This window comes from Streptomyces sp. NPDC004561 (assembly GCF_053602155.1).
Window position 1 is genome coordinate 1 of sequence record NZ_JBSGDB010000009.1, and the last position, 23711, is coordinate 23711.

Sequence of the window (23711 nt, forward strand, 5' to 3'; positions counted from 1 at the left end):
GCACCGCACCCCGGACCGGCCGCACCGGCGAGATCCTGGCCGCGCGGGCCGCGTGGGCCGATCCTGGGACGGTGATGCTGCTCTTCCTCGACGTCGACGGCCCGCTCATCCCCTTCGGGGCGGCGGACCACGCGTACCCGGTGTACGACGGCCCGTCGGCGCCCGCCCCCGATCACCCCCTGCTGGCCCGCGTCGACCCGGCGCTCGGTCCCCGGCTCGCGGCGCTGGGCTGCGAGCTGGTGTGGGCCACGACGTGGATGGACGACGCCAACAGCTGCCTCGCGCCCTGGCTCGGCCTGCCCCCGCTGCCGGTCGTGGAATGGCCCGACGAGGACGAGCCGCCGGAGCTGCTGCACTGGAAGACCCGGCCGCTGGTCGCCTGGGCGGCGGGCCGGCCCTTCGTCTGGGTGGACGACGAGATCACCGAGGCCGACCGCGCCTGGGCCGCCGTCCACCACCCCGGCCCCGCCCTCCTCCACCGGGTCGACCACCGCTACGGCCTCACGGAGACCGACTTCAAGATCCTGGGGGAGTGGCTCGGCCGGCCCGGATGACAGTTGGGCGGGCGCCCGCGGGGCTCACGCGCCCACGTAGGCCGCCAGGTGCTCGCCGGTGAGGGTGGAGCGGGCGGCGACGAGGTCGGCGGGGGTGCCCTCGAAGACGATGCGGCCGCCGTCGTGGCCGGCGCCGGGGCCGAGGTCGATGATCCAGTCGGCGTGCGCCATCACCGCCTGGTGGTGCTCGATGACGACGACCGACTTGCCCGAGTCGACGAGCCGGTCGAGGAGGCCGAGGAGCTGTTCCACGTCGGCCAGGTGCAGTCCGGTGGTCGGCTCGTCGAGGACGTAGACGCCGCCCTTGTCCGCCATGTGGGTCGCCAGCTTGAGCCGCTGCCGCTCGCCGCCGGAGAGCGTCGTCAGCGGCTGGCCCAGGGTGAGGTAGCCGAGGCCCACGTCGGCCATCCGCCCGAGGATCCGGTGGGCCGCCGGGGTGTGCGCCTCCCCGGACCCGAAGAACTCCTCGGCCTCGGTCACCGGCATCGTCAGCACCTCGCTGATGTCCCGGCCGCCGAGGTGGTACTCCAGCACCGACGCGTCGAACCGCTTGCCCTCGCACTCCTCGCAGGTGGTGGCGACCCCGGCCATCATGGCCAGGTCGGTGTAGATGACGCCCGCGCCGTTGCAGGTGGGGCAGGCGCCCTCGGAGTTGGCGCTGAACAGCGCCGGCTTCACGCCGTTGGCCTTGGCGAACGCCTTGCGGATCGGTTCGAGCAGCCCGGTGTACGTCGCCGGGTTGCTGCGCCGGGAGCCGCGGATCGGGGTCTGGTCGACCGACACCACCCCCGAGTCGGCGGGGATCGACCCGTGCACGAGCGAGCTCTTGCCGGATCCGGCGACGCCGGTGACGACGGTCAGCACCCCGAGCGGGACGTCGACGTCCACGCCCCGCAGGTTGTGCGTCGTGGCGCCGCGGATCTCCAGCGCCCCGGTGGGCTTGCGCACCGACTCCTTGAGGCGGGCCCGGTCGTCCAGATGGCGGCCGGTGAGGGTGCCGCCGGCCCGCAGGCCCTCGACGGTGCCCTCGAAGCACACGGTGCCGCCCGCCGTGCCCGCGCCGGGGCCGAGGTCGACGACGTGGTCGGCGATCGCGATCACCTCCGGCTTGTGCTCCACCACGAGCACCGTGTTGCCCTTGTCCCGCAGCCGCCGCAGCAGGTCGTTCATCCGCTGGATGTCGTGCGGGTGCAGGCCGATCGAGGGCTCGTCGAAGACGTAGGTGACATCGGTGAGCGAGGAGCCGAGGTGGCGGATCATCTTCACGCGCTGCGCCTCGCCGCCCGACAGCGTGCCCGAGGGCCGGTCGAGCGAGAGATAGCCGAGGCCGATCTCCACGAACGAGTCGAGGGTGTGCCGCAGCGACGCGAGCAGCGGCGCCACCGACGGCTCGGCGAGGCCGCGGACCCAGTCGGCCAGGTCGCTGATCTGCATCGCGCAGGCGTCGGCGATGCCGAGCCCGTCGATCTTCGAGGAGCGGGCCGCCTCGGTCAGCCGGGTGCCTTCGCAGTCGGGGCAGGTGGTGAAGGTGACCGCCCGGTCCACGAACTCCCTGATGTGGGGCTGCATCCCCTCCCGGTCCTTGGCGAGCATCGACTTCTGGATGCGCGGGATCAGACCCTCGTAGGTCATGTTGATGCCCGCGATCTTCATCCGGGTCGGCTCGCGGTGCAGGAAGTCGTGCAGCTCCTTCTTGGTGTACCTGCGGATCGGCTTGTCCGGGTCGACGAGGCCGGACTCGGTGTAGAGCCGGTAGTTCCAGCCGCCCGACTTGTAGCCGGGGACGGTGAGCGCGCCCTCGTTCAGCGACCTGGAGTCGTCGTAGAGCTGGGTGAGGTCGAGGTCGGTGACGGTGCCCCGGCCCTCGCAGCGCGGGCACATGCCGCCGGTGATGCTGAAGCTGCGCCGTTCCTTCACGGCCTTGCCGCCGCGCTCCACGGTGACCGCGCCCGCCCCGCTGATCGAGGCGACGTTGAAGGAGAACGCCTTGGGCGAGCCGATGTGCGGCTTCCCGAGCCGGCTGAAGAGGATGCGCAGCATGGCGTTGGCGTCGGTGGCGGTGCCGACCGTGGAGCGCGGGTCGGCCCCCATCCGCTGCTGGTCGACGATGATCGCGGTGGTCAGCCCGTCGAGCACGTCCACCTCGGGACGGCCCAGCGTGGGCATGAAGCCCTGCACGAAGGCGCTGTAGGTCTCGTTGATCAGCCGCTGCGACTCCGCGGCGATCGTGTCGAAGACCAGCGAGCTCTTGCCCGATCCGGAGACGCCGGTGAACACGGTCAGCCGGCGCTTGGGGATCTCGACAGTGACGTCCTTGAGGTTGTTCTCGCGTGCTCCGTGCACCCGGATCAGGTCGTAGCTGTCGGCGGCGTGCGGTGCGGTGGCGTCGTCCATGCCGGTCACGGTAGCCGCGCCCGCACGACGGCCGCTTCTCGATTCCTGCCCTTTTCCCGGCCCGGGCCGCCGGCCGGGACGAATCGGCCTGACACACTCTTGCAAGCAGGGTGCTTGCAATTGTTAGCGGGAGTGGGGCAAGGTGGAGTCATGGCATCACTGAACGTCGGCAATCTCGGTGAGTACCTGCGCGAGCAGCGGCGAAACGCCCAGCTGTCGCTGCGGCAGCTCGCCGATGCCGCCGGGGTGTCCAATCCGTACCTGAGCCAGATCGAGCGCGGGCTGCGCAAGCCCAGCGCGGAGGTGCTCCAGCAGGTCGCCAAGGCCCTGCGCATCTCCGCCGAGACGCTGTACGTCCGCGCCGGGATCCTCGACGCCGAACGGGACCGGGATGAAGTGGAGACGCGCGCCGTCATCCTCGCCGATCCCTCGCTCAACGAGCGGCAGAAGCAGGTGCTGCTCCAGATCTACGAGTCCTTCCGCAAGGAGAACGGATTCGGGGTCGGCGAACCCGCCGCGGCCGAGGGCGACGAGAACGGCGCAGGGCTCACGGACGAGGGGACCGGCGACGCCGTCGTGCGCGGCACGCGCACGGCCGACACCGGTGATGCCGGCCCGCGGCGGACGGCCGGATAACGCCGGACCAGGGCTCCGGACGCCCACCGCGGACCACACAACCTCAGCCGAACGCGAATCCGGGAGGACCATCACCATGGCCATCACCGACGACCTGCGCAAGACCCTCAGCGACCCGACTCCGCTCTACTTCGCCGCCGGCACCGCCGACCTGGCCCTCCAGCAGGCCAAGAAGGTGCCCGCCCTGGTCGAGCAGCTGCGCGCCGAGGCGCCGGCCCGCATCGAGAAGGTGCGCAACACCGACCCGAAGGAGGTGCAGGAGAAGGCCACGGCCCGGGCCAAGGAGGCGCAGGAGAACCTCCAGGTCAAGATCAACGAGCTGATCGGCACCCTCGACGTCGACCTGAAGAAGCTCGGCGAGCAGGCGCAGGACCTCGCCCTGCGCGGGGTGGGCGTCGCCGCCGAGTACGCCGTCAAGGCCCGGGAGACCTACGAGAAGGTCGCCGAGCACGGCGAGCAGACCGTGAAGACCTGGCGGGGCGAGGCCGCCGAGGAGATCGAGGACCTGGCCATCGCCGTCGAGGGCAAGCCCGAGTCGGACGAGATCGGCGCGGAGGGCGCCGAGGGCGGGCCCGGCGCCGCGGACAAGAAGCCCGTCGCCAAGAAGGCCCCGGCGGCCCGCAAGGCCACCCCGGCGAAGAAGACGGTCCCGCCGGCCAAGTGACCGTGCGGAACGATGCGCACACGGGCCGGGCACCTATGGGGTGTCCGGCCCGTTCTATGGGTACGGTGGCGGCGTACGGACCCTGATACGCGCACTGATCAGGACACGGACCGGGAGGCATGGACGGTGGGCAGCATGCTGATGTTGGGCTTCGCGGGGTTGCTGGGGATGTTGAAGATCATCCTCATGGCTCTCGCCGCGTTCGGACTCATCGACGCCGCGTTCCGGCGTGAGGACGCCTTCCGCGCGGCCGACAAGCAGAACAAGGTCTTCTGGCTGATCATCCTGGCCATCGCGCTCGTGGTCAGCTACCTGTTCTCGATCCTGTCCATCCTGCCGATCGCCGGTGTGGTCGCGAGCATCGTCTACATCGTGGACGTCCGCCCCGCGGTCAAGCAGGTCTCCGGCGGCGGCAGCGGCTGGGGCCGCCGCCGCGGCGGAAGCAGCAGCGACGGCCCGTACGGCCCCTGGAACGGCGGCCGCTGAGCGCGCGCCCTCACGGGGCGCGGTCTCAGCCGGTCCGGTCCAGCAGGACCACCGCCACGTCGTCCGTCAGCTCGCCCCCGTTGAGGTCGCGGACCTCGCTCACCGCGGCGCGCAGCAGCTCCTCGCCCCGCAGTCCCTCGCCGAGCTGGCGGCGGATCATGTCGACCATGCCGTCCTGGCCGAGCCGTTCGCCGTCCGTGCCGACCCGGCCCTCGATCAGGCCGTCGGTGTAGAGCATCAGGCTCCACTCGGCGCCCAGCTCCACCTGCATGCGCGGCCAGCGGGCGCCGGGCAGCAGGCCGAGGGCGGGGCCGTTGTTGTCGTACGGCAGCAGCCGGGCGGTCCGGCCGGGCCGGGCGAGCAGCGGCGCCGGATGGCCGGCCAGGCACATGCCCGCGCTGCGGCCGTCGGGGGCGATGTCCACCGTGCACAGCGTCGCGAAGATCTCCTCGTTGGCGCGCTCGTGCTCCAGCACCTCCTGGAGGGTGCCCAGCAGCTCGTCCCCGCACAGCCCGGCCAGGGTCAGCGCCCGCCAGGCGATGCGCAGCTCCACGCCGAGCGCGGCCTCGTCCGGGCCGTGGCCGCAGACGTCGCCGATCATGGCGTGCACGGTGCCGTCGGGGGTGCGGACGGCGTCGTAGAAGTCGCCGCCGAGCAGTGCCCGGGAGCGGCCCGGACGGTAGCGGGCGGCGAAGCGCAGCGAGGAGCCGTCCAGCAGCGGGGTGGGCAGCAGACCGCGCTCCAGGCGGCGGTTCTCCTGCGCGCGCAGCCTGCCCTCGGCCAGCCGCCGCTCGGCGGTGTCGGATCGTTTCCGCTCCACCGCGTACCGGATGGCGCGGCTGAGCAGCCGGCCGTCCAGCTCGTCCCGGAACAGGTAGTCCTGGGCGCCCACGCGCACGGCCTCGGCGCCGCGCTCGGCGTCTCCGGAGGCGGTCAGCGCGAGCACGGCGTGCCGGGGCGCGAGCTGGAGCACGTGCCGGAGCACGGCCAGCTCGTCGTCCGTGGCGCTGCCGCCCGGCGCCGGCAGCGCCAGGTCCAGCAGGATGCAGTGGACGTCGTCGGTCAGCAGCCGCCCGGCCTCGGTGAGGTTGCGCGCGGTGCGGACCCGGATCGGCTTGCCGGCCGGGTCCAGCAGGTCGGGCACGATCGGCGAGCCGGCCGGGTCGTCCTCTATGAGCAGCAGGGTGAGAGTGGCGCCGGTGGGCGTGGCGTCGCGGTGGGCCTCTTCCTTGAGGGGGCCGCCGACTGCGGAGGCGGCCTCAGCCTGACCACTCTCCACGGCCGGGATCGCTCTCTGCCGCGGTACGGGTACGGGCATCGTCTTGGTTCCTTCCCTCCCCCCGAGGGCACGGCGGCGTCGAGGAGTCTCGACCCACCGACGGGTGACCATAGCGGGTGCTCCCACCCCGATGGAATGGTGTGAGCCGCGTCGCTCCCGTGCAGGCCTTTGTCATATGCCGCGTTCTATACCGCAGTTGGACAGGCCGCCTGAGGAGCGCGAATGACGAAGCTCACGTCCGGCCCGGGTTTGGGCGGGGGTTGGTGGTGGACTGGGTCACATGGCGCACATCACGGGGACATGTCCGGACATGACCTGGCTCACGCGTCCGGGCGCACGATCCCCAGGATCGGCATGGAACCGGCGCCCGCGACCGTGATCGTGCGTCCCGGGCGAGGGGCCTGGATGATCGCGCCGTCGCCCACGTAGATGGCGACATGGCTGGCGTCGTCGAAGTAGAGGACGAGGTCGCCGGGGCGCATGTCCTTGACGTCGACGTGTTTGAGCTGCTTCCACTGCTCCTGCGAGGTGCGTGGGATAGGGTGGCCGGCCGCGGCCCAGGCCTGGGAGGTCAGGCCCGAGCAGTCGAAGGACTGCGGCCCCTCGGCGCCCCACACATAGGGCTTGCCGAGCTGGGCGGTGGCGAACGCGACGGCCTTCTCGCCCTCCGCGGAGGCCTTGCCGTGGATCTTCTTGAGGATGCCGGTGTCCAGCCAGGCGGTCTGCGCCTTCAGGGCGGCCTGCGCCTCCAGCTGGGCGAGCCGCTCCTTGTCCTTCTTCTCCAGCTTCGACTCCAGCTTCTCGGCGGCGTCGATCTGCTGCTGGATCCGCTTCTTGGCCGCGGCCTTGTCCTTGCGGTCCGCGTCCAGGTTCTTCCACTGCGCGGCCGCGTCGTCGGCGTAGTCCTGCAACTCCTTCTGGGTGCTGCTCAGTTCGCCGATCAGCTGCTTGGCCGCCTGCTGCCCCTGGAGGGCCAGCCCGGCGCCGTCCAGGAACTGGCCCGGGTCGTCGCTGAGCAGGAACTGGGCGGTGGGCGGCAGTCCGCCGTTGCGGTACTGGGCCCGGGCGGTGGCGCCGGCCTGGTCCTTCAGCCGCGCCAGCTTCTGCTGCCCCTCGACGATCTTCTTGGCCAGCGCGACGATCTGGGCGGACTGCTGCTTCGCCTTCTCCTCGGCCGCGTTGTAGGCGTCGGTGGCGACGGCCGCGTCGTGGTAGAGCTTGTCGAGCTTGTCGCGGACCTGTTCAAGGTCCTTGCCGGGCGGGGGAGTCGGCGAGCCGCCCGTCGTCGGCGTGGGTGTCGGCGCGGGGGCCGCGAACGCCGTACCGGGCGCCGTGAGCACGGTCACCGCGCACACGACCGTCAGGGCGGCCGTGAGCAGACCACGCTTTCCCGTACCCATACCTCTTCCCCCAAACTGATTTACCGTCAGTAACTTACGGTCGCCTGGGGGATCGTGCCACGGCCGCGCGCAAAGCGACAGAGGTCGCCGGAAGTCGTATTTCCCCCTAGGCCCGCCCGTACGACGATCTCCCCGCCGATGTGACGAACGACGCGCGGAGATCGTTCCGTGCCGGGCGCCCTCGAACGGGTGATGTCAGCCGGTGGGTGCCAACGCCTGCCACGCAACCGTCACTTCGCCCTGGCGCCAGCGGGCCGGGGCGTCCGTCACCGGCCAGTCGGCCGCCAGGTCGCGGACCGTGCGCAGCCAGCGCTGACGGGCGCCGTAGGAGGCGTACGGCGCGGCGGCGGCCCAGGCGCGGTCGAAGTCGCGCAGGAAGGCGTGCACCGGCTCGCCGGGGACGTTCCGGTGGATCAGTGCCTTCGGCAGCCGCTCGGCGAGGTCGGACGGCTGCTCCAGCGAACCCAGCCGGGTGGCGAAGGTGACGGTCCGCGGCCCCTCCGGGCCGAGGGCGACCCACACGTGCCGCCGCCCGATCTCGTCGCACGTCCCCTCGACCAACAGCCCACCCCGCGAGCCGTCGCCCGCCGGGGCGAGCCGCGCGCACAGCCGCCGCCACACGGCGGCGACCTCGGCCTCGTCGTACTGCCGCAGCACGTTGGCGGCGCGGATGAGCGCCGGGCGCCCGGTGACGGGGACCTCGAAGCCGCCGTGCCGGAAGGCCAGCCCGTCGCGCTCGTACGGACCGGCCGCCGCCACCCGCTCCGGTTCGATCTCGATGCCGACCACGCGCGCCCGTGGGGCGACGGTCCGCAGCCGGCCGAGCAGTTCCACGGCGGTCCAGGGCGCGGCGCCGTAGCCGAGGTCGACCGCCACCGGCTCCTCGGCGCGCCGCAGCTCGGCGCCGTGCGTCGCCGCGATCCAGCGGTCCATGCGGCGCAGCCGGTTGGGGTTGGTGGTGCCGCGCGTCACGTTCCCCACGACGGGGGTCCCCGTGCTCGGGCGACGCCGAGAGCGGGGGAGGGTCACTGCGCGGGCTGCCATGCCTACGAGGGTAGGGGCGTCCCGGACCGCCCACGCACACCGTCATCGAACGGTTGATCGATAGAGGGTAATGATTCGGCAAAGCGGCGTCGGCCGGAAATGGCTGGGCACCCGCGCGCTGTTGGACTTCCTCGGAGGGCGCGGCAGGTCCTCCGTCCGGCATGCCCGCAGCAAGGAGGAACGCCACGTGAGCCAGTACGGCAGCAGGCTCGGGCGACGCTCCCCGTCCGCCGCGTCCCGGCTCCGGCTGCACCGCAGGCCCCGCCGGGTCGCCATGCTCTCCGTGCACACCTCCCCGCTGCACCAGCCGGGCACCGGTGACGCCGGCGGCATGAACGTCTACATCGTGGAGCTGGCCCAGCGGCTCGCCGCGATCAACATCGAGGTGGAGATCTTCACCCGGGCGACGGCAGGCGATCTGCCGCCGACGGTCCAGTTCGCGCCCGGCGTCCTCGTCCGGCACGTCGACGCCGGCCCCTACGAGGGCCTGGCCAAGGAGGAACTCCCGGCCCAGCTCTGCGCCTTCACGCACGGCGTGATGCAGGCGTGGGCCGGTCACCGCCCCGGCTACTACGACCTCGTCCACTCGCACTACTGGCTCTCCGGCCATGTCGGCTGGCTCGCCGCCCAGCGCTGGGGCGTCCCCCTGGTGCACGCGATGCACACCATGGCCAAGGTCAAGAACGCCAGCCTGGCCGACGGCGACACCCCGGAGCCCGCCGCCCGCGTCATCGGCGAGACCCAGATCGTCGCCGCCGCCGACCGCCTGATCGCCAACACCGCCGAGGAGGCCGGCGAACTCGTCCGGCACTACGCGGCCGACCACGCCAAGGTCGCCGTCGTGCACCCCGGTGTGAACCTGGACCGCTTCCGCCCCGCCGACGGCCGGGCCGCCGCCCGCGCCCGCCTCGACCTCCCGCAGGACGCCCTGATCCCCCTCTTCGCGGGCCGCATACAGCCCCTGAAGGCCCCGGACGTGCTCCTGCGGGCGGTGGCCGTCCTGCTCGACGAACGCCCCGAACTGCGCTCCCGGATCCTCGTCCCCGTCGTCGGCGGCCCCAGCGGCAGCGGCCTCGCCAAGCCCGAGGGCCTGCAGAAGCTCGCCGCCCGGCTGGGCATCGCGGACGTCGTACGGTTCCGCCCGCCCGTCGGCCAGGAGCAGTTGGCGGACTGGTTCCGGGCCGCCTCCGTGCTCGTCATGCCGTCGTACAGCGAGTCCTTCGGGCTGGTCGCGATAGAGGCGCAGGCGGCCGGGACGCCGGTGCTCGCCGCCTCCGTCGGCGGTCTGCCGGTGGCCGTGCGCGACGGCGGCACCGGCTTCCTCGTCGACGGCCACGACCCCGCCGACTACGCGCGCGTGCTGCGCCGGTTCGCCGACGAGCCGTCCCTGGCCACGCGCATGGGCGACGCCGCCGCCCGGCACGCCCGGTCCTTCGGCTGGGACGCTGCGGCCGCGGCGACCGCCGACGCCTACGCGGCCGCGACCCAGTCGCACCGCCGTCGCGTACGCTCCCACCATGGCTGATGTCGAGAAGGCCGGGCAGGTCCTGGAGGACGTCTTCAGGGACGCCGAGCTGGAGTGGGAGAGCCCGGAGCCGGGGAAGTACGTGGTCGGGCTCCCCGGGACCCGCAAGCTCTCCACGACGGTCTCCTTCCTCGTCGGCCGCCACTCCCTCTCCCTCAACGCCTTCGTCGTCCGCCACCCCGACGAGAACGAGGCGGGCGTCCACCGCTGGCTGCTGGAGCGCAACCTCAAGCTGTACGGGGTGAGTTACGCCGTCGACCGCCTCGGCGACGTCTACGTCACCGCGCGCCTGCCGCTGGCGGCCGTCACCCCGGACGAGATCGACCGCCTCCTCGGCCAGGTCCTGGAAGCCGCCGACGGCGCCTTCAACACCCTGCTGGAGCTGGGCTTCGCCTCCTCGATCCGCAAGGAGTACGCCTGGCGCGTGTCCCGGGGGGAGTCCGTGCGGAACCTGGAGGCGTTCATGCATCTGATCGACCGCCCGGCGGACTGACGGCCACTTTCCTGTCGTACGACCCCTTCCCCGCACGCGGGGCGCACTGGCATGCTCACGCTCGACGCACTTCTGAACTCAATTCATATGTATGAATCTGGAGGGCGAGTGGACAAGAGCAGCGCACCCCTCACGCGACGGACTCTCCTCGCCGGCGCCACGGCAGTGGCGCTCACCGCCGCGACCGGCCGGGCCCAGGCCGCCGAAGTCCCCTCGCTCTGGCGGGAGTTCCGGCAGAGCCCCTTCACCCACCCGCAGATCCCGTACATCGGCCGGGCGGGATTCCGGGGCGGAGCCGCCCGCTTACCCCGCCCCCGCGTCGTCAACGACGTCACCGACCACGGCGCCGTCCCCGGCGGCGGCACCGACTGCGCCCCCGCGATCAACCGTGCCGTCGCCGCCGCCGGAAGGGCCGGCGGCGGCACGGTCACCATCCCGCCCGGCACCTACCGCATCGACGGCCTGATCCGCATCGGCGACCCGAACGTCGTCCTGCGCGGCGCCGGCAGCGGCCGTACGACCCTGTACGCGACGCGGAACCTCACCGAACTGGTCGGCCCCTACGGCTCCCGCTACGGCGGCGACAAGTCCGCCTGGTCCTGGGCGGGCGGCCTCATCTGGCTCGCCCCACGGGCCCGTTGGGACTCCCTGGTGGCCGCCGTCCGGTCCCGCGACTGGCCCTTCGAGGGCTGGACCGGCAACCGGCGCGACGAGTGGACGACCCTCACCACCGTCGAACCCGCCCGCCGCGGCGACCGCACACTGGCCGTCACCGACCCCACGGGACTGCGCCCCGGCTGGCTCGTCCTGCTGCGCCTCGCCGACGACGGCGCCCACACGCTCCTGCAGCACATGGCGGGCGGCGGCCCGGGCCCGGCCGCGTACTCCTGGGACGACAAGACCAAGCTGCTGTCGTACGTCCCCTACGAGTGGCCGGTCCGCGTCATCGGCGTCCACGGCCGCCGCGTCACCCTCGAACGCCCGCTCCCGCTCGACGTACGGCCCGAATGGGACCCCCGGCTGACCACGCACGTGCCCGAACTGACCGGCTCGGGAGTCGAGGGCCTGACCCTTCAGGCCGTGCCGACCCCGCAGTCGCCCCACCTCCTCGACAAGGGCTACAACACCGACGTCCCCGACTTCGCCGGCGACCTGCACTCCCGCCTGGAGCTGTACGGCACCACGGACGCCGTGCGCCCGCGGAACCTGTACGAGGCTCAGCGCGCACTGCCCCGATAGCGCCCCGGTGTCACCCCGACCAGCTTCCTGAAGTGCCGGGTGAGATGGGCCTGGTCGTAGAACCCGGCCACCGGCGCCACCTCGCCCGGCGGCAGCCCGTCCAGCAGCAGCCGGCGGGCCCGGCCGACCCGGCGCGACATCAGGTACCGGTGCGGGGCGATGCCGTACGCGGCGCTGAACGCCCGCACCAGATGGGCGGGATGGGCGTGCAGCAGCCGCGCGGCCTCCTCCAGCGGGACCCCCGCCACGACCCGGGCGTCGAGCAACTCCCGCAGCTCGCGGGCGAGCCGCGGATCCCGGAGCGCCCGCGGCGCCTCGCCCCTGTGCCGCAGATGGTCCCGCAGTCGCTCCCCGACCAGGGTCAGCCTGCTCTCCGCCTCCAGCTCGTCGCCGGGCCGGGCCAGGGCGGAGTGAAGCTGCCCGACGCGCCGCCGCAGCACCGGATCGCGCAGATCCGGCCCGTCCACGGCGGCCCCGATCAGCTCCTCGCCGAGCCGGCTGCTGTCGAGGTACACCACCCGCTTGCGGAAGCCGTCCGGGCCGGCCGGGGAGCCGTTGTGCGGCACGTGCGGCGGGAGCAGGGTGACCGTGTCGAGCGGGGTGCCGTGCTCGTGCCGCTCCAGGTCGTAGCGCACGGCCCCGTCGTCCACGATGAGCAGCGTCCAGGCGTCGTGGACGTGCATCGGGTAGGCGTACTCGGTGAAGTGGGCGTGGAACACCTCGGTGACGCCCGGAACCCGCGGACGCCACGCGCTGACTTCCTGCCGGGCGGCCATGCAAAGAACGTACAAGACGGCCCCGTACGGCGGACGGCAGTCTCGCTCCATGAGCACTGAACCCATCCGCCGTGAACCCGTCCGCTTCGACACCAGGATCGCCGTGCTGCTCCGCGGGGACCTGGAGCCCTGGCAGCGGCTGAACGTCACCGCGTTCCTGGTCAGCGGCCTGGGCGTGACGGTGCCCGAGGTGATCGGGGAGCCGTACGAGGACGCCGACGAGGTGGCGTACCTGCCGATGTTCCGGCAGCCGGTGCTGGTCTTCGAGGGCACGAAGGAGGTCCTGAAGACGGCGCACGGCAGGGCCCTGGGCCGGTCCCTGCCCCGCGCCGTCTTCACCGCCGACCTGTTCGCCACGGGCAACGACCGCGACAACCGCGCGGCCGTCCGCGCCGTGTCCACGGCGGAGCTGGACCTGGTCGGGCTGGCGGTGTACGGCCCGCGGAACGCGGTGGACAAGGTGCTGAAGGGCGCGCGGATGCACCCGTGACCGCCGCCCCCCGGGTCTCGCCGCGCGTCAGCCGAACATGCCGGCCACGTAGTCGCCGGCGGGCTGCTGGACGATCACGTTCGCCCGGTTGTAGGCGTTGATCAGGGCGATGATGGCCACCAGGGCGGCGAGCTGGTCCTCGTCGTAGTGCTTGGCGGCGTTCGCCCACGCCTCGTCCGTCACCCCGCCCGCCGCGTCCGCGATCCGGGTGCCCTGCTCGGCCAGCTCCAGGGCGGCCCGCTCGGCGTCCGTGAACACCGTGGCCTCCCTCCAGGTGGCGACCAGGTTCAGCCGGGTGGCCGTCTCACCGGCGGCCGTGGCGTCCTTGGTGTGCATGTCGGTGCAGAACGCGCACCCGTTGATCTGGCTGGCACGGATCTTCACCAGCTCCTGCGTGGCGGCGGGCAGCGTGGAGTCCGCGATCACCTTGCCCGCCGCGTTGAAGTGCTTGAGCATCTTGCCGACGACGGGGTTGGTGTGGAGGTTCAGCCGAGCGTCCATGGTCTGCTCCTGTGTGGTTGCCGCTGCTTACACCTCTACGACGGGACGCTCCCGAGGACTGTGACACGGCCGGATGTGACGTGCGCCACGCCTTCCGGGCCGGGCCGTACGGGCTGGTGTCAGGCCGTACCGACCTCCGCACCGGCCTCCGCCCGCACCGCGGCCGGCACCATGCCCTCCTGCGGGAGGCGGCGCATGAGCACCGCGTACCCGAGCCCCGCGACCGTCCCCACCACCGCGCACAGCGCCCACAGCCACCCGGCGCCGAACCGGTCGATGACCGCGCCCGACATCAGGGGCGCGACCAGCGCGGCGACGGACCACGACAGGGTGTACACGCCCTGGTAGCGCCCGCGCCCGTGCACCGGCGAGAGCCGCACGACCAGCCCGGTCTGGGTCGGCGCGTTGACGATCTCGGCGAGGGTCCACACGCACACGGTGAGCATGAAGACGCCGACCGACCCGGCGAAGGCGGTGAGCCCGAAGCCGTACCCCGCGAGGACCGAGGAGACGACCAGCAGGGTGCGCGGGTCGCGGTGCTCGATGAACCGGGTGACGGGGATCTGCAGGGCGACGATCAGGACGCCGTTGACGGCGACGGCCATGCCGTAGTCGGCGGGCGAGAACCCGGCCCGCCCCATGGCCACCGGCAGCCCCACCGAGCCCTGCTGGAAGACCAGGGCGACGAGGAAGGAGAGCCCGACGACGGCCATGTACCGCCCGTCGCGCAGCACCGTGCCGAGGCCGACGTCGCCGTCCGCCTGCCTGGCCGAGGCCGTGGGCCGCGACTCGGGCAGCTTGAGGAACACGACGACCGCGCACACGGCCGTCATCCCGGCCTCGATCAGGAACCCGGCGAGATAGCTGTTCTCGGCGATGAACCCGGCGGCCGCGGAGGACACCGCGAACCCGAGGTTGATGGCCCAGTAGTTGAGCGAGAAGGCCCGCACCCGGTCCTCGGGCCGGACGATGTCCGCCATCATCGCCTGCACCGCGGGCCGGGAGGCGTTGGAGGCCATGCCGACGAGGAAGGCGACACCGGCGATGGCGACCGGATCGGTCATGAACCCGAGCAGCGCCACGGCGGCGGCGGTGGCCGACTGGGCGACGAGCAGGGTCGGCCGCCGCCCCAGCCGGTCGGCCATCACCCCGCCGCCCAGCGAGGAGACGACCCCGCCGAGCCCGTGCAGCGAGGCGACGAGACCGGCGTACGAGGCCGAGTAGCCGCGGTCGAGCGTGAGGTAGAGGGCCATGAAGGTGGCCACGAACGCGCCGAGCCGGTTGACGAGGGTGCTGGTCCACAGCCACCAGAACTCGCGGGGGAGCCCGGAGACGGTTTCCCGGGCAGCACGTCGGAGACGAGCGGCGGACATGACAGGACCCCCACGGTGACGGGCGCCTCGATACAGGCGCTGTAAGCAGCTCAAGCGGTAAGCACAACTTACAGAGGGGGTCTGACAGCGGCCACTGGATTAACAGACGCCGTCAGCGGTCCACCCACCGGTCGGCCCGGGCGATGCCCCGAACGCGTGGATTACGCTCTGAGGCATGGCCGACGCACCGTACAAGCTGATCCTCCTCCGCCACGGCGAGAGCGAGTGGAACGCGAAGAACCTGTTCACCGGCTGGGTGGACGTCAACCTCAACGAGAAGGGCGAGAAGGAGGCGGTCCGCGGCGGTGAGCTGCTCGAGGACGCCGGCCTGCTGCCCGACGTGGTCCACACGTCCCTCCAGAAGCGCGCGATCCGCACCGCGCAGCTGGCCCTCGAGGCCGCCGACCGCCACTGGATCCCGGTCCACCGCAGCTGGCGCCTGAACGAGCGCCACTACGGCGCCCTCCAGGGCAAGGACAAGGCGGCCACGCTCGCCGAGTTCGGCGAGGAGCAGTTCATGCTCTGGCGCCGCTCCTACGACACCCCGCCGCCCCCGCTCGCGGACGACTCCGAGTTCTCCCAGTTCGACGACGCGCGCTACGCCACGCTGCCGCCGGAGCTGCGCCCGAGGACGGAGTGCCTGAAGGACGTCGTCCTGCGCATGCTGCCGTACTGGTACGACGCCATCGTCCCCGACCTGCTGACCGGCCGCACGGTCCTGATCGCGGCCCACGGCAACTCGCTCCGCGCCCTCGTCAAGCACCTCGACGGCATCTCCGACGCCGACATCGCGGGCCTGAACATCCCGACGGGCATCCCGCTCTACTACGAGCTGGACGCCGACTTCAAGCCGACCACCCCCGGCGGCCGCTACCTCGACCCGGAGGCGGCCGCGGCGGCGATCGAGGCGGTCAAGAACCAGGGCAAGAAGAAGTAGGTATTGCGATCATGCCCCTGAGCTGCGCAGACGGCGCGACTCGGGGGCATTTTCATGGCCCGGGCCCGCTCCCGGCCACGCTCGCGCGGGAGCGCCCCGCGGCGCGTGGCGGCGGGGCGCCTCGTGGCGTTCAGTCGACCTTCTCCCCGTCGTGCGTACCGCCCTTGCAGAGGTTGCCCGGCTCATTGATCGCGGGCACTCCGCCTCCCGCCCTGCACTGAGAAGGGGTGACGTAGGACGGGGCACCCTGTGCGGTGGCGGCGGTGGCGGTGGCGGCGCCTGTGAGGCCGAGTCCGGCGAGGGCTGTCGTGGCGATGACGGCGGCGAGGATTCGTCGAATGCGCATTTGGTTCCCCTTTCACGGATTGCCTCGGTGGGGCACTAGTCAGCTTGATCTTCGCCCATGTGGGTGGCACGTCATGTTGCGCCATTCGGGTGAAGGCGCTGTCGGGTACGGGTGTCGATCAAGCCCCCTGCCTGCGGTTTCTCCGCCGGCAGGGGGCTTGTCGATGCACCGGGGTCGCCCCGGGGCATCGTCCATTTCAGGAGAACGGACGGCTCAGGGGACGTACGACCGTGTGTTGGCGGCCCACAGTGCGCCGCCCTTGCCGGGGCCGCCGGTGCTTGTGTAGACGACGAAGTTGCCGTCGCTCTGCAGCAGGGCGTACGCGCCGCTGTGGCCGCTGGTGTGGGTGGACCAGAGCGCGCTGCCGGTGCTCGGGTAGACGACGAGGTTGCCGTCGGTCTGCATGAAGGCGTAGGCGCCGGCGTGGCCGGAGGTGCCGGCGGACCAGATCGCCTTGCCGTCGTGCTTGCGGTAGATCACGAAGTTGCCGTCCGGCTGCATCACAAGGCGCGTGTACTGCGTCTGGGCCCACCAGCCGCCCTGGAGCTTCTGGCCCGAGCCGATCTTCGTCGAGCGCGCATAGGTGCCGTCCGACCACAGCGCGCCCCCGGTGCCGGGGGCGTAGACGACCATGTTGCCGTCGTCCTGCACCATGAAGTAGGCACCGGAGTGGCCGTTGGTGTGGGTGGACCAGAGCGCGCTGCCGGTGCTCGAGTAGACGACGAGGTTGCCGTCGGTCTGCATGGAGGCGTAGGCACCGGCGTGGCCGGAGGTGTGGCTGGACCAGATCGCCGGGCCGCCGCTGCTCGTGCCGTTCGTCTTGAGGTAGGCGACCAGGTTGCCGTCGCTGCCCATCGTGAGCGTGATGTTCGCGCTGCTCAGACGGTGGCCGGAGGTGAGCTTCCGGCCGGGCTGCAGCGAGTTGACGGTGTTGGCGCCGTCGGCGAAGGCGGTGGTGCCGTTGGGGGTGCCGAGGCCGGTCGGGCCGTCGTAGCCGGTGCCGGCGGTGCACAGGTAGCTCGTCGGGCAGGTGCCGTCGCTGCCCGAGGTGACGTCGTTCAGCGCCGACGCGTGGCCGTAGGGGTACGAGGACGGGTAGCTGCTCGCGGTCGGGGTGCCGGCGAGCGCGTAGGTGGCCGCGATGAGGGGCGCGGAGGCGCTGGTGCCGCCGTAGACGTCCCAGCCGGAGGCGCCGTAGGTGTCGTAGACGGCGACGCCGGTGGCCGGGTCGGCGACCGCGGAGACGTCGGCGACGGTGCGCTTGGCGCAGCCGGTGTCGGACTGCCAGGTGGGCTTCGCCTCGTCGGCGGAGCAGCCGGATCCGGTGCCGTCGGTGCTGTCACTGGACCAGACCGACTCGCTCCAGCCACGGGTGTTGCCCGCGCGGCTGAGGGAGGTGCCGCCGACCGCGGTGACGTAGGGCGAGGAGGCCGGGTACTGGACGCCGTAGCCGCTGTCCCCCGCGCTGACGGTGATGGCGACGCCGGGGTGGTTGAAGTACTGGACGTCGGCGGTGGTCTCGGTCGGGTCCTCGGTGCCGCCGAAGGAGTTGGAGACGTACTTCGCCCCGAGGGCGACCGCCTCGTTCTCGGCCGTGCCGATGTCGGCCGTGTTCGCGGAGGAGGCCTCGACGAGCATGATGTGGCACTGCGGGCAGGCGGCGCTGACCATGTCGAGGTCGAGAGAGATCTCGCCGGCCCAGCCGGGGTCCGCGGTCGGGTAGGTGGTGCCGCCGCTCTGGTTGACCTTGCGGAAACAGCCGTTCGCCGTGGTGCAGGCGGGAAGGTTGTACTGGGACCGGTAGGCGGCGAGGTCGGACTCCGCGGCGGGGTCGTCCATGGCGTCGACGATCGCGACGGTGCGGCCCGAACCGGCGGTGGTGGACGGCAGGTTGTAGGCGCTCTGCAGGTCCGAGGGGCCGTAGCCGGACGGTGTGGTGTCCGGGCTGACGGTCAGGTGCTGGACGACGTCGGTGCGTGCCTCGGCGAGGCACGCCACGTGGCCCGGCGTGACGGCGTGGGAGCACAGGTGTCTGACGTGGGGCGCCCCGGTGGCCGACGGTGCGGCGGACGCGGTGGCCGTGAGCCATCCGGTCGATATGAGTGCCGTGGTGGACAGCAGGGCGGCGGTGGACGCCGCCCGACGTCTCCTTGAGAGCAAGGAAAGGCCCTTCTTGTGGTGGCGATGGGGACCGAGTGGTCTGCGCATGACAGTCGGATGCTGCCGATCGATGCCGATGCGAGATCCGCGCATGGGGGGCTCAGGAACGCTAGCCACACCGCCTACCACGAACAACGCGGAACGGGTAAATCCTTGATCAGGGTTGCCCGGCCGAGGAATCCGGAAATCCCAGGCACCCACGAAGCCCCAGGTCAGTGGCATGAGGCGGGGGCAGCCGATGTGATCTGTGCCGACGGCCACAGCGAACGGGATGCGCGGGGGCGCATACTGAACCATGACAAAGCCTGCTGCGCCGAAGCGTCACCTCCCCACCAGCCCCTTCAAGGCCCCGGTCACACCGGCTCCCAAGCACTTCGCCGTGGGCGACCAGGTCACCCACGACGTGTACGGCCTCGGCCGGGTGATCGGCATCGAGGACGGAATCGCGGCCCTCGTGGATTTCGGCTCGGCGCAGATGCGGATCTTGAGCCCGTACGCCAAGATGACCAAGCTGTAGGACCGTTGTGCCGGGTCACGGCACATCCAGGCCCCCCTTCGGGGACCTGCCACGAAAGAGAGCCTCCCATCGACACGACGTCGCTGTTCTCCGCCCTGGAAGGGCAACCCCGCCGCTCCACGGCGGTATCGCCGCCCCCGGCGACCAACCCCTTCCAGGCCCCCGACTTCGGGGAAGACGAGACCTTCCCGCTCGAGGACGCGCAGGAGCCCGTCCCGGACATACGCGCGGCGCGGCCCGAGGCGGCCTAGCTCCACGAACGACGGCGACCGGCCGCGGCCCGTCCCCCGTGCCGCGGTGAGAAGTGCGGCCGACTCGGTTTTCCTCCGGCTCGGCCCCGTTCACCGTCGTTCGGACGAGACCGTGTGCCGGCCGCGGGAACGACCGGCTTGCCTACCCCTCCGGCTCCCAGGCCTGGAGCAGGTCGAAAAGGTGCCGGTCGCCGTCGAGGTCCAGTGAGTCGACCGGAATACGGCCGTACAGGGCGAGGACCAGTTCACCGGCCGTGCCCCGGGCGGAGGCGCCGGCCGCGTCCGGGGCCTCGCCGGCAGCGGTGCCGGGCGCGGAGAGACGCGTGGTCCGTGCGCCGTCGGCGGAGAGCGAGAGGCGCCAGGAGCGGCCCTCGGTGGCGTGGAAGTCGACGGCCGCGGGCTTGTGCGGCCAGGGGCTCGCCCACGCGCAGCAGGTGGACAGGAACTCCTCGACGCCGTCGAGTGCCGCCTCCTGCGGCAGCGGCTGCGGGGCGCCCAGGGCGATCCGGGCGTCGTAGGTGTGCACCGCGACCTCCTGGAGCTGGTGCCGGGCGACGGCGCCGGAGGTCCGGGGCGACTCCGACCGACCCCACCACGTCCAGCAACCGCGATCCGGGCCGGCCTCGCGCAGCGCGTCCAGCAGCCGCCGCGTCGACGCGGCCGACCACGCCAGCAGGGCCTCGCGTTCCCGAGGCGCGGCCTCGGCGTGCGCGGACGCGGACTCGGCCGGTGGCGCGGCAGCCGGGCCGGCGCCGACGGCCGCGGCCCAGAAGCGGTGCACCCCACCCAGGTGCCGCACCAGATCCAGCAGCGTCCACTCGGGGCAGGTCGGCACCCGCACGTCGAGGTCGGGCGCGGAGATGACCGTGGCCCGGAACGCGCCGGCCCGTTCGTCGATCATCCGCAGCAGAACGGGGAACTCCGGAGTCTTCTCCACGCGGGTTGTCCATCACCGTGCTCCGCCGGCCGGCGCGCGATTTTCACGGCCGCCGCGGCGGTCACGGCGAGGGCTGCGGGCCCTCGGGTGTCCTGCTCCCTCGGTTCCCTCAGCCGTCTTCCTGCCCCGTCGGGCCGGGCGTGGGCTTGTGGGCCTTTCCGGGGGAGTCCGGGGTGCCGTGCGGTGCGTGGCGCCCGTGGTGGTCCGCGCCTCCGGAGTGGTGCGGACCCGATTTGTGGGCTCCGGTGCCATGACGTCGGGCCGGCCCCTTGTCCGTCGGGGCCGTCCGGTCGGAGGCGCCGAGCAGCCTGGAGACGGGCTCGGTGCGAGATCCGGTCGACGGGGCGGCACTCGGACTGCTTTCGGGCGCGGGCGTGCTGGAGGGCGGGTGCGCGGGGGTCGAGGCGGTCGAGGCCGCCTCGGTGTGGTCGTCGCTGTTTCCGCCGATGCCCGGGGCGACGGCGAGGGCCGTCCCCAGGGCCACGGAGAGCGCGGCCAGGGCGGTGCCCACCGTCAGGCGGCGGTTGTGCCGGGCGCCGTCCGGAAGGCCGCCCCGGGCGGCCGCCACCCTTTCGGTCCGGACGGGCTCGTCCGCGTCCGGGCGGGCGGCACGAGGCGCCGGGAGGCCGTTCACGGGAGGTCCCGAGAGCGGCAGCGGGTACGGGCGGTTGCCAATGGTCAGGGTGGCGAGGGCCTTCTCGCACTGGTGGGCGTCCGGGCGCGCCTCGGGGTCCTGCGCGGTCATGGCCCGCAGCAGGGCCGCCAGGTCCGAGGAGAACCAGGTGGGGACCGAGGGCGGGCGGTGGAGGCGGGCTATCGCCGCCTCCAACGGGGACCCCTGGTACTCCAGTTCGCCCTTCAGGCACTCCAGCAGGACCAGGCCGAGCGCGTAGACGTCCGTGGCCGGTCCGACGCGCCTGCCCTCGACCTGCTCGGGCGCCAGATAGGCAGCGGTGCCCGTCAGCACGTCCGGCGCCGTGTGGCGGGTGGCGTTCGCCAGGAGCGCGATGCCGAAATCGGCGAGGTGGGGGTCGCCGGCCGTGTCGAGCAGGACGTTCGACGGTTTGACGTCCCGGTGCACGATGCCGGCCCGGTGGACGTGGGCGAGCGCTCGCGCGAGGCCGGCGCCCATCTCCGCCGCGCGCCGCTGAGGCAGCGCTCCGCAGGCCAGGAGGCCGCGCAGGGTCGGGCCGTTGACCAGTTCCATGACCAGGTAGGTGCGGTCGTCGTGACGGCCGGCGTCGTAGACGGTGACCAGTCCGGGGTGGTGCAGGCGGGCGAGGAGGACGGCCTCCGAGGTGAGACGGTCCTCGCTCTGCGGGTCGTGGCCCGGCCGGAAGACCTTGACGGCCACGGGGCGCCGAAGGCGCGTGTCGACGCCCTCGTAGACGTCGGCCATGCCTCCCGATCCGATCCTCGCTCCCAACCGGTAGCGGCCCGACAGGACTTGGGCGGACTGCGGATCCGCCGGGATCGGCGCGGTCGGCAGGGCTGCTGATCGGCGGACCTTCATCTGGTTCTCCGTTGCTGTCACCGCGTACCGGACTCGGTCATGGACCGTGCTGCGAAGCGGGTACCCCGAGGCAGTGTCAGGTACCCGGACGAACTCGGCGCCTTGATGACATCCGGGCCCACGGGGCGCCCGGCGCGGTCACTCCGAGCCCCCTCGACGCCCCGCTGGGCAAGGCCCACGACCGAGTCCGCGCGGGCCGGGTGAGAAGCCGTCAACTCGGTCCCGGGCGAGCACAACCAGTGGGCCCCCCGGAGAGTCGTACGCGGCATGATCAAAACGCGTGCACGGCGGTCTCTCGGCGGCTCCACGCTCGTCGTGGTCCTGGCGTCCCTGTCGCTCTCCTGCTCCGGCGGCACGGGCACGACTTCGGGCGACGGGACGTCACCCGCCCGCGAGGTCCGCACGGCGGCACCGGCATCGGCGTCGGCGTCCGCAGCCGGGGAGCCGTCCGCCGCGGGCACGACGGAACCGGCGCCGGGAGCCGAGAGGGTCCGCGACGTGTTCGCCCGGCTGCAGGCCACCTACAACGACGGCTGTACGACCACGGGGAACTGCCGGTACTTCCTGGGACGGGTGCTCGACGAGCTGAACAGCCTCGACCGGGCGATGAAGGCGGACCCGCGGGGCCCGGCGCACTTCAGGGAGCCCCTCGCCCGGATCGCGGGCCTGCGGACCGAACTGGGCGGTGACCGCTCCTTCGGGAACCTGAAGAAGCACCAGGCCCTGCTCACCGGGACACGGGACGGGATCAACCGCTGGATGCAGGGGCACCCGGAGGACTACCGATGACGGTCAGTCCAGGTCGGCCTGCCACAGGTCCGGGCCGAAGACCTCGTACTGGATGTCGTGCGGGGCCACGCCGTGGTCGATCAGCCGGCTGCGCACCGCCTGCATGAACGGCAGCGGGCCGCACAGGTAGTACAGGGCGTCGTCGGCCAGGCCGGCGGCGGTGGGGTCCATCAGCCCCTCGAAGACCCCGTCCACCGGCTCCAGGCTCTGCGCGCCCTTCTCGTACCAGAGGTACATCCGGGCGTTCTCCAGCGCCAGCACGTCGTTGACCACCTGCCGGCGCAGCGGGAAGGACGCCTCGTCGAGATCGGCGTGCAGCACGGTGATCGACAGCCCGGACTCGGCCGCCGCCAGGTGGGAGATCATCCCGGCCATGGGGGAGACGCCGATGCCCGCGCTGGCGAACACCACCGGGCGCCCCGAGTCGTCGAGCACGACGTCGCCGTACGGCAGGGACAGCGTCAGCACGTCGCCCAGGCCCACCGAGTCGTGCAGCAGCGCCGACATCTCGCCGTCGGGGTCGCCGCCCTCGCCGCGCACCCGCTTGACCGAGAACTGGCGGTGCTCGCCGTCGTCGGCCCGGGTCAGGCTGTACTGGCGGGGCTGGAGCGTGCCGTCGGACATCCGCATCCGCACGGTGACGTACTGGCCGGGCAGCGAGGTCTTCACCAGGCGGTCGTCGATGCGCCGGACCACGAAGGTCACCACGTCGTCGGTCTCCTGGATCTTCCGCACCACCTGCCAGTCCCGCCAGACCGTCTCCGGCCGGACCCCTCGGGCGCTGTACAGGCCGCGCTCCTGGTTGATCAGTGCGTTGGCCATCAGCCAGTAGACCTCGTCCCAGGCCGCGGTGACCTCCGGGGTGACCGCGTCGCCCAGGACGTCGACGATCGCCCACATCAGGTCGTCGTGGACGACCTGGTACTGGTCGGGGCGTATGCCGAGCGAGGCGTGCTTGTGCGCGATCCGCCGGAGCAGCTGTTCCGGCACCCGCGCCGGTGTCTCCACCAGGGTCGTGGCGAAGGCGGCCACCGAGCCGGCCAGCGCCTGCTGCTGGTGGCCGTGCACCTGGTTGCCCCGGTTGAAGACGCCGTCCATGAGCTCGGGATGCTCGGAGAACAGGCGCCGGTAGAAGCGCTGGGCGATCTCGCCGATGTGTTCGCCGACGGTCGGCAGCGTCGCTGTGATGACGGGACGCGACTTGTCCGAGAGCACGAGTCTTCCCTCCGGATGGGAGCGGCAGCGACCCCCGTTCGTCCCTTTTCGGTACCCCTCGCGGGCCGCACGACACAGGCGGCTCCGGTGGCCGGCGGGAGAGCGCTCCCACGGTTCCCGCGTGCGGACTCGTCCTCCGGGCGGGACGCGGGTTCGCTCCGCGCAATCGCGCGCGATTGCTTTTCCCCGGCG

The 23711-nt window shown here is 72.3% G+C and carries 22 protein-coding genes and 1 pseudogene; 11 read left to right on the forward strand and 12 right to left on the reverse strand.

The window, feature by feature from the left end; translation table 11 throughout:
• Positions 1-74: 74 nt before the first annotated feature.
• On the forward strand, positions 75-554 hold the full coding sequence (locus ACWEN3_RS02250; RefSeq protein ID WP_452964679.1) for an HAD domain-containing protein: 480 nt from the start codon (positions 75-77) through the stop codon (positions 552-554).
• A gap of 24 nt (positions 555-578) precedes the next feature.
• On the opposite strand, the gene ACWEN3_RS02255 is transcribed toward ACWEN3_RS02250, so the two are convergent.
• Complete coding sequence (locus ACWEN3_RS02255) at positions 579-2948, reverse strand: ATP-binding cassette domain-containing protein (RefSeq protein WP_452964560.1); 2370 nt, start codon at positions 2946-2948, stop codon at positions 579-581.
• Positions 2949-3098: 150 nt separating this feature from the next.
• On the opposite strand from ACWEN3_RS02255, the gene ACWEN3_RS02260 reads away from it, so the two are divergent.
• The 3 genes from ACWEN3_RS02260 (at position 3099) to ACWEN3_RS02270 (ending at position 4734) form a co-directional block, all read left to right on the forward strand.
• Positions 3099-3584, forward strand: a complete 486-nt coding sequence (locus ACWEN3_RS02260; protein WP_452964563.1) for a helix-turn-helix domain-containing protein — start codon at positions 3099-3101, stop codon at positions 3582-3584.
• A 76-nt stretch (positions 3585-3660) separates the two neighbouring features.
• Entirely contained in the window at positions 3661-4248 is a 588-nt protein-coding gene (locus ACWEN3_RS02265) for a hypothetical protein (protein WP_452964566.1), read from the forward strand.
• Positions 4249-4383: 135 nt separating this feature from the next.
• Positions 4384-4734 (forward strand): DUF2516 family protein, encoded by a 351-nt coding sequence (locus ACWEN3_RS02270; protein WP_452964568.1) that lies wholly within the window; start codon positions 4384-4386, stop codon positions 4732-4734.
• 25 nt (positions 4735-4759) lie between these two features.
• Here ACWEN3_RS02270 and ACWEN3_RS02275 read toward each other — a convergent pair whose 3' ends face one another.
• The 3 genes from ACWEN3_RS02275 to ACWEN3_RS02285 all read right to left on the reverse strand — a co-directional run bounded on the left by ACWEN3_RS02275 (position 4760) and on the right by ACWEN3_RS02285 (position 8394).
• The gene (locus ACWEN3_RS02275; RefSeq protein ID WP_452964571.1) at positions 4760-6052 is read right to left on the reverse strand and encodes a PP2C family protein-serine/threonine phosphatase; all 1293 of its coding nucleotides are present in this window, start codon (positions 6050-6052) and stop codon (positions 4760-4762) included.
• A gap of 281 nt (positions 6053-6333) precedes the next feature.
• Positions 6334-7413, reverse strand: coding sequence for an NlpC/P60 family protein (locus ACWEN3_RS02280; protein ID WP_452964574.1), 1080 nt, complete (start codon positions 7411-7413; stop codon positions 6334-6336).
• A 195-nt stretch (positions 7414-7608) separates the two neighbouring features.
• On the reverse strand, positions 7609-8394 hold the full coding sequence (locus ACWEN3_RS02285; protein ID WP_452964577.1) for a class I SAM-dependent methyltransferase: 786 nt from the start codon (positions 8392-8394) through the stop codon (positions 7609-7611).
• A gap of 250 nt (positions 8395-8644) precedes the next feature.
• Here ACWEN3_RS02285 and mshA point away from each other — a divergent pair, with 250 nt between their 5' ends.
• The 3 genes and pseudogenes from mshA to ACWEN3_RS02300 form a co-directional block, all read left to right on the forward strand.
• The gene (gene mshA / locus ACWEN3_RS02290; RefSeq protein ID WP_452964579.1) at positions 8645-9982 is read left to right on the forward strand and encodes a D-inositol-3-phosphate glycosyltransferase; all 1338 of its coding nucleotides are present in this window, start codon (positions 8645-8647) and stop codon (positions 9980-9982) included.
• The gene (locus ACWEN3_RS02295; protein WP_452964582.1) at positions 9975-10475 is read left to right on the forward strand and encodes a YbjN domain-containing protein; all 501 of its coding nucleotides are present in this window, start codon (positions 9975-9977) and stop codon (positions 10473-10475) included. Before mshA ends, ACWEN3_RS02295 begins: the two co-directional genes overlap by 8 nt.
• 87 nt (positions 10476-10562) lie before the next feature.
• Positions 10563-11627, forward strand: a pseudogene (locus ACWEN3_RS02300) (glycosyl hydrolase family 28-related protein); the annotation flags it as partial.
• A 65-nt stretch (positions 11628-11692) separates the two neighbouring features.
• Here ACWEN3_RS02300 and ACWEN3_RS02305 read toward each other — a convergent pair.
• Entirely contained in the window at positions 11693-12490 is a 798-nt protein-coding gene (locus ACWEN3_RS02305) for an AraC family transcriptional regulator (protein ID WP_452964584.1), read from the reverse strand.
• Between ACWEN3_RS02305 and ACWEN3_RS02310 the strand changes: the two genes are divergently transcribed.
• Positions 12489-12980: a DUF2000 family protein gene (locus ACWEN3_RS02310; RefSeq protein WP_452964587.1), complete on the forward strand. Its 492-nt coding sequence runs from the start codon at positions 12489-12491 to the stop codon at positions 12978-12980. The two genes, ACWEN3_RS02305 and ACWEN3_RS02310, sit on opposite strands and share 2 nt — an antisense overlap.
• Before the next feature lie 27 nt (positions 12981-13007).
• Here ACWEN3_RS02310 and ACWEN3_RS02315 read toward each other — a convergent pair whose 3' ends face one another.
• Positions 13008-13481, reverse strand: coding sequence for a carboxymuconolactone decarboxylase family protein (locus tag ACWEN3_RS02315; protein WP_452964589.1), 474 nt, complete (start codon positions 13479-13481; stop codon positions 13008-13010).
• Between the two features lie 119 nt (positions 13482-13600).
• Entirely contained in the window at positions 13601-14854 is a 1254-nt protein-coding gene (locus ACWEN3_RS02320) for an MDR family MFS transporter (protein ID WP_452964592.1), read from the reverse strand.
• A 175-nt stretch (positions 14855-15029) separates the two neighbouring features.
• Between ACWEN3_RS02320 and ACWEN3_RS02325 the strand changes: the two genes are divergently transcribed.
• A complete protein-coding gene (locus tag ACWEN3_RS02325) occupies positions 15030-15791 on the forward strand; it encodes a phosphoglyceromutase (RefSeq protein WP_452964595.1) in 762 nt (253 codons plus the stop codon).
• Positions 15792-15921: 130 nt separating this feature from the next.
• Here ACWEN3_RS02325 and ACWEN3_RS02330 read toward each other — a convergent pair whose 3' ends face one another.
• Both ACWEN3_RS02330 and ACWEN3_RS02335 read right to left on the reverse strand, forming a co-directional pair.
• Positions 15922-16137 carry a hypothetical protein gene (locus ACWEN3_RS02330; RefSeq protein ID WP_452964598.1) on the reverse strand — a complete coding sequence of 72 codons (216 nt, stop codon included), beginning with the start codon at positions 16135-16137 and terminating at the stop codon, positions 15922-15924.
• A gap of 213 nt (positions 16138-16350) precedes the next feature.
• A complete protein-coding gene (locus tag ACWEN3_RS02335) occupies positions 16351-18297 on the reverse strand; it encodes a hypothetical protein (RefSeq protein ID WP_452964600.1) in 1947 nt (648 codons plus the stop codon).
• A 295-nt stretch (positions 18298-18592) separates the two neighbouring features.
• On the opposite strand from ACWEN3_RS02335, the gene ACWEN3_RS02340 reads away from it, so the two are divergent.
• A complete protein-coding gene (locus tag ACWEN3_RS02340; protein ID WP_067316111.1) occupies positions 18593-18814 on the forward strand; it encodes a hypothetical protein in 222 nt (73 codons plus the stop codon).
• A 393-nt stretch (positions 18815-19207) separates the two neighbouring features.
• On the opposite strand, the gene ACWEN3_RS02345 is transcribed toward ACWEN3_RS02340, so the two are convergent.
• Positions 19208-20002, reverse strand: a complete 795-nt coding sequence (locus tag ACWEN3_RS02345) for a maleylpyruvate isomerase family mycothiol-dependent enzyme (RefSeq protein WP_452964603.1) — start codon at positions 20000-20002, stop codon at positions 19208-19210.
• 109 nt (positions 20003-20111) lie between these two features.
• Positions 20112-21536 carry a protein kinase domain-containing protein gene (locus ACWEN3_RS02350; RefSeq protein WP_452964606.1) on the reverse strand — a complete coding sequence of 475 codons (1425 nt, stop codon included), beginning with the start codon at positions 21534-21536 and terminating at the stop codon, positions 20112-20114.
• 246 nt (positions 21537-21782) lie between these two features.
• Between ACWEN3_RS02350 and ACWEN3_RS02355 the strand changes: the two genes are divergently transcribed.
• A complete protein-coding gene (locus ACWEN3_RS02355) occupies positions 21783-22304 on the forward strand; it encodes a hypothetical protein (RefSeq protein ID WP_452964609.1) in 522 nt (173 codons plus the stop codon).
• 3 nt (positions 22305-22307) lie between these two features.
• Here the strand turns inward: ACWEN3_RS02355 and ACWEN3_RS02360 are convergent, their stop codons facing one another.
• Positions 22308-23519, reverse strand: coding sequence for a globin domain-containing protein (locus tag ACWEN3_RS02360; protein ID WP_452964611.1), 1212 nt, complete (start codon positions 23517-23519; stop codon positions 22308-22310).
• Between the last annotated feature and the right edge of the window lie 192 nt (positions 23520-23711).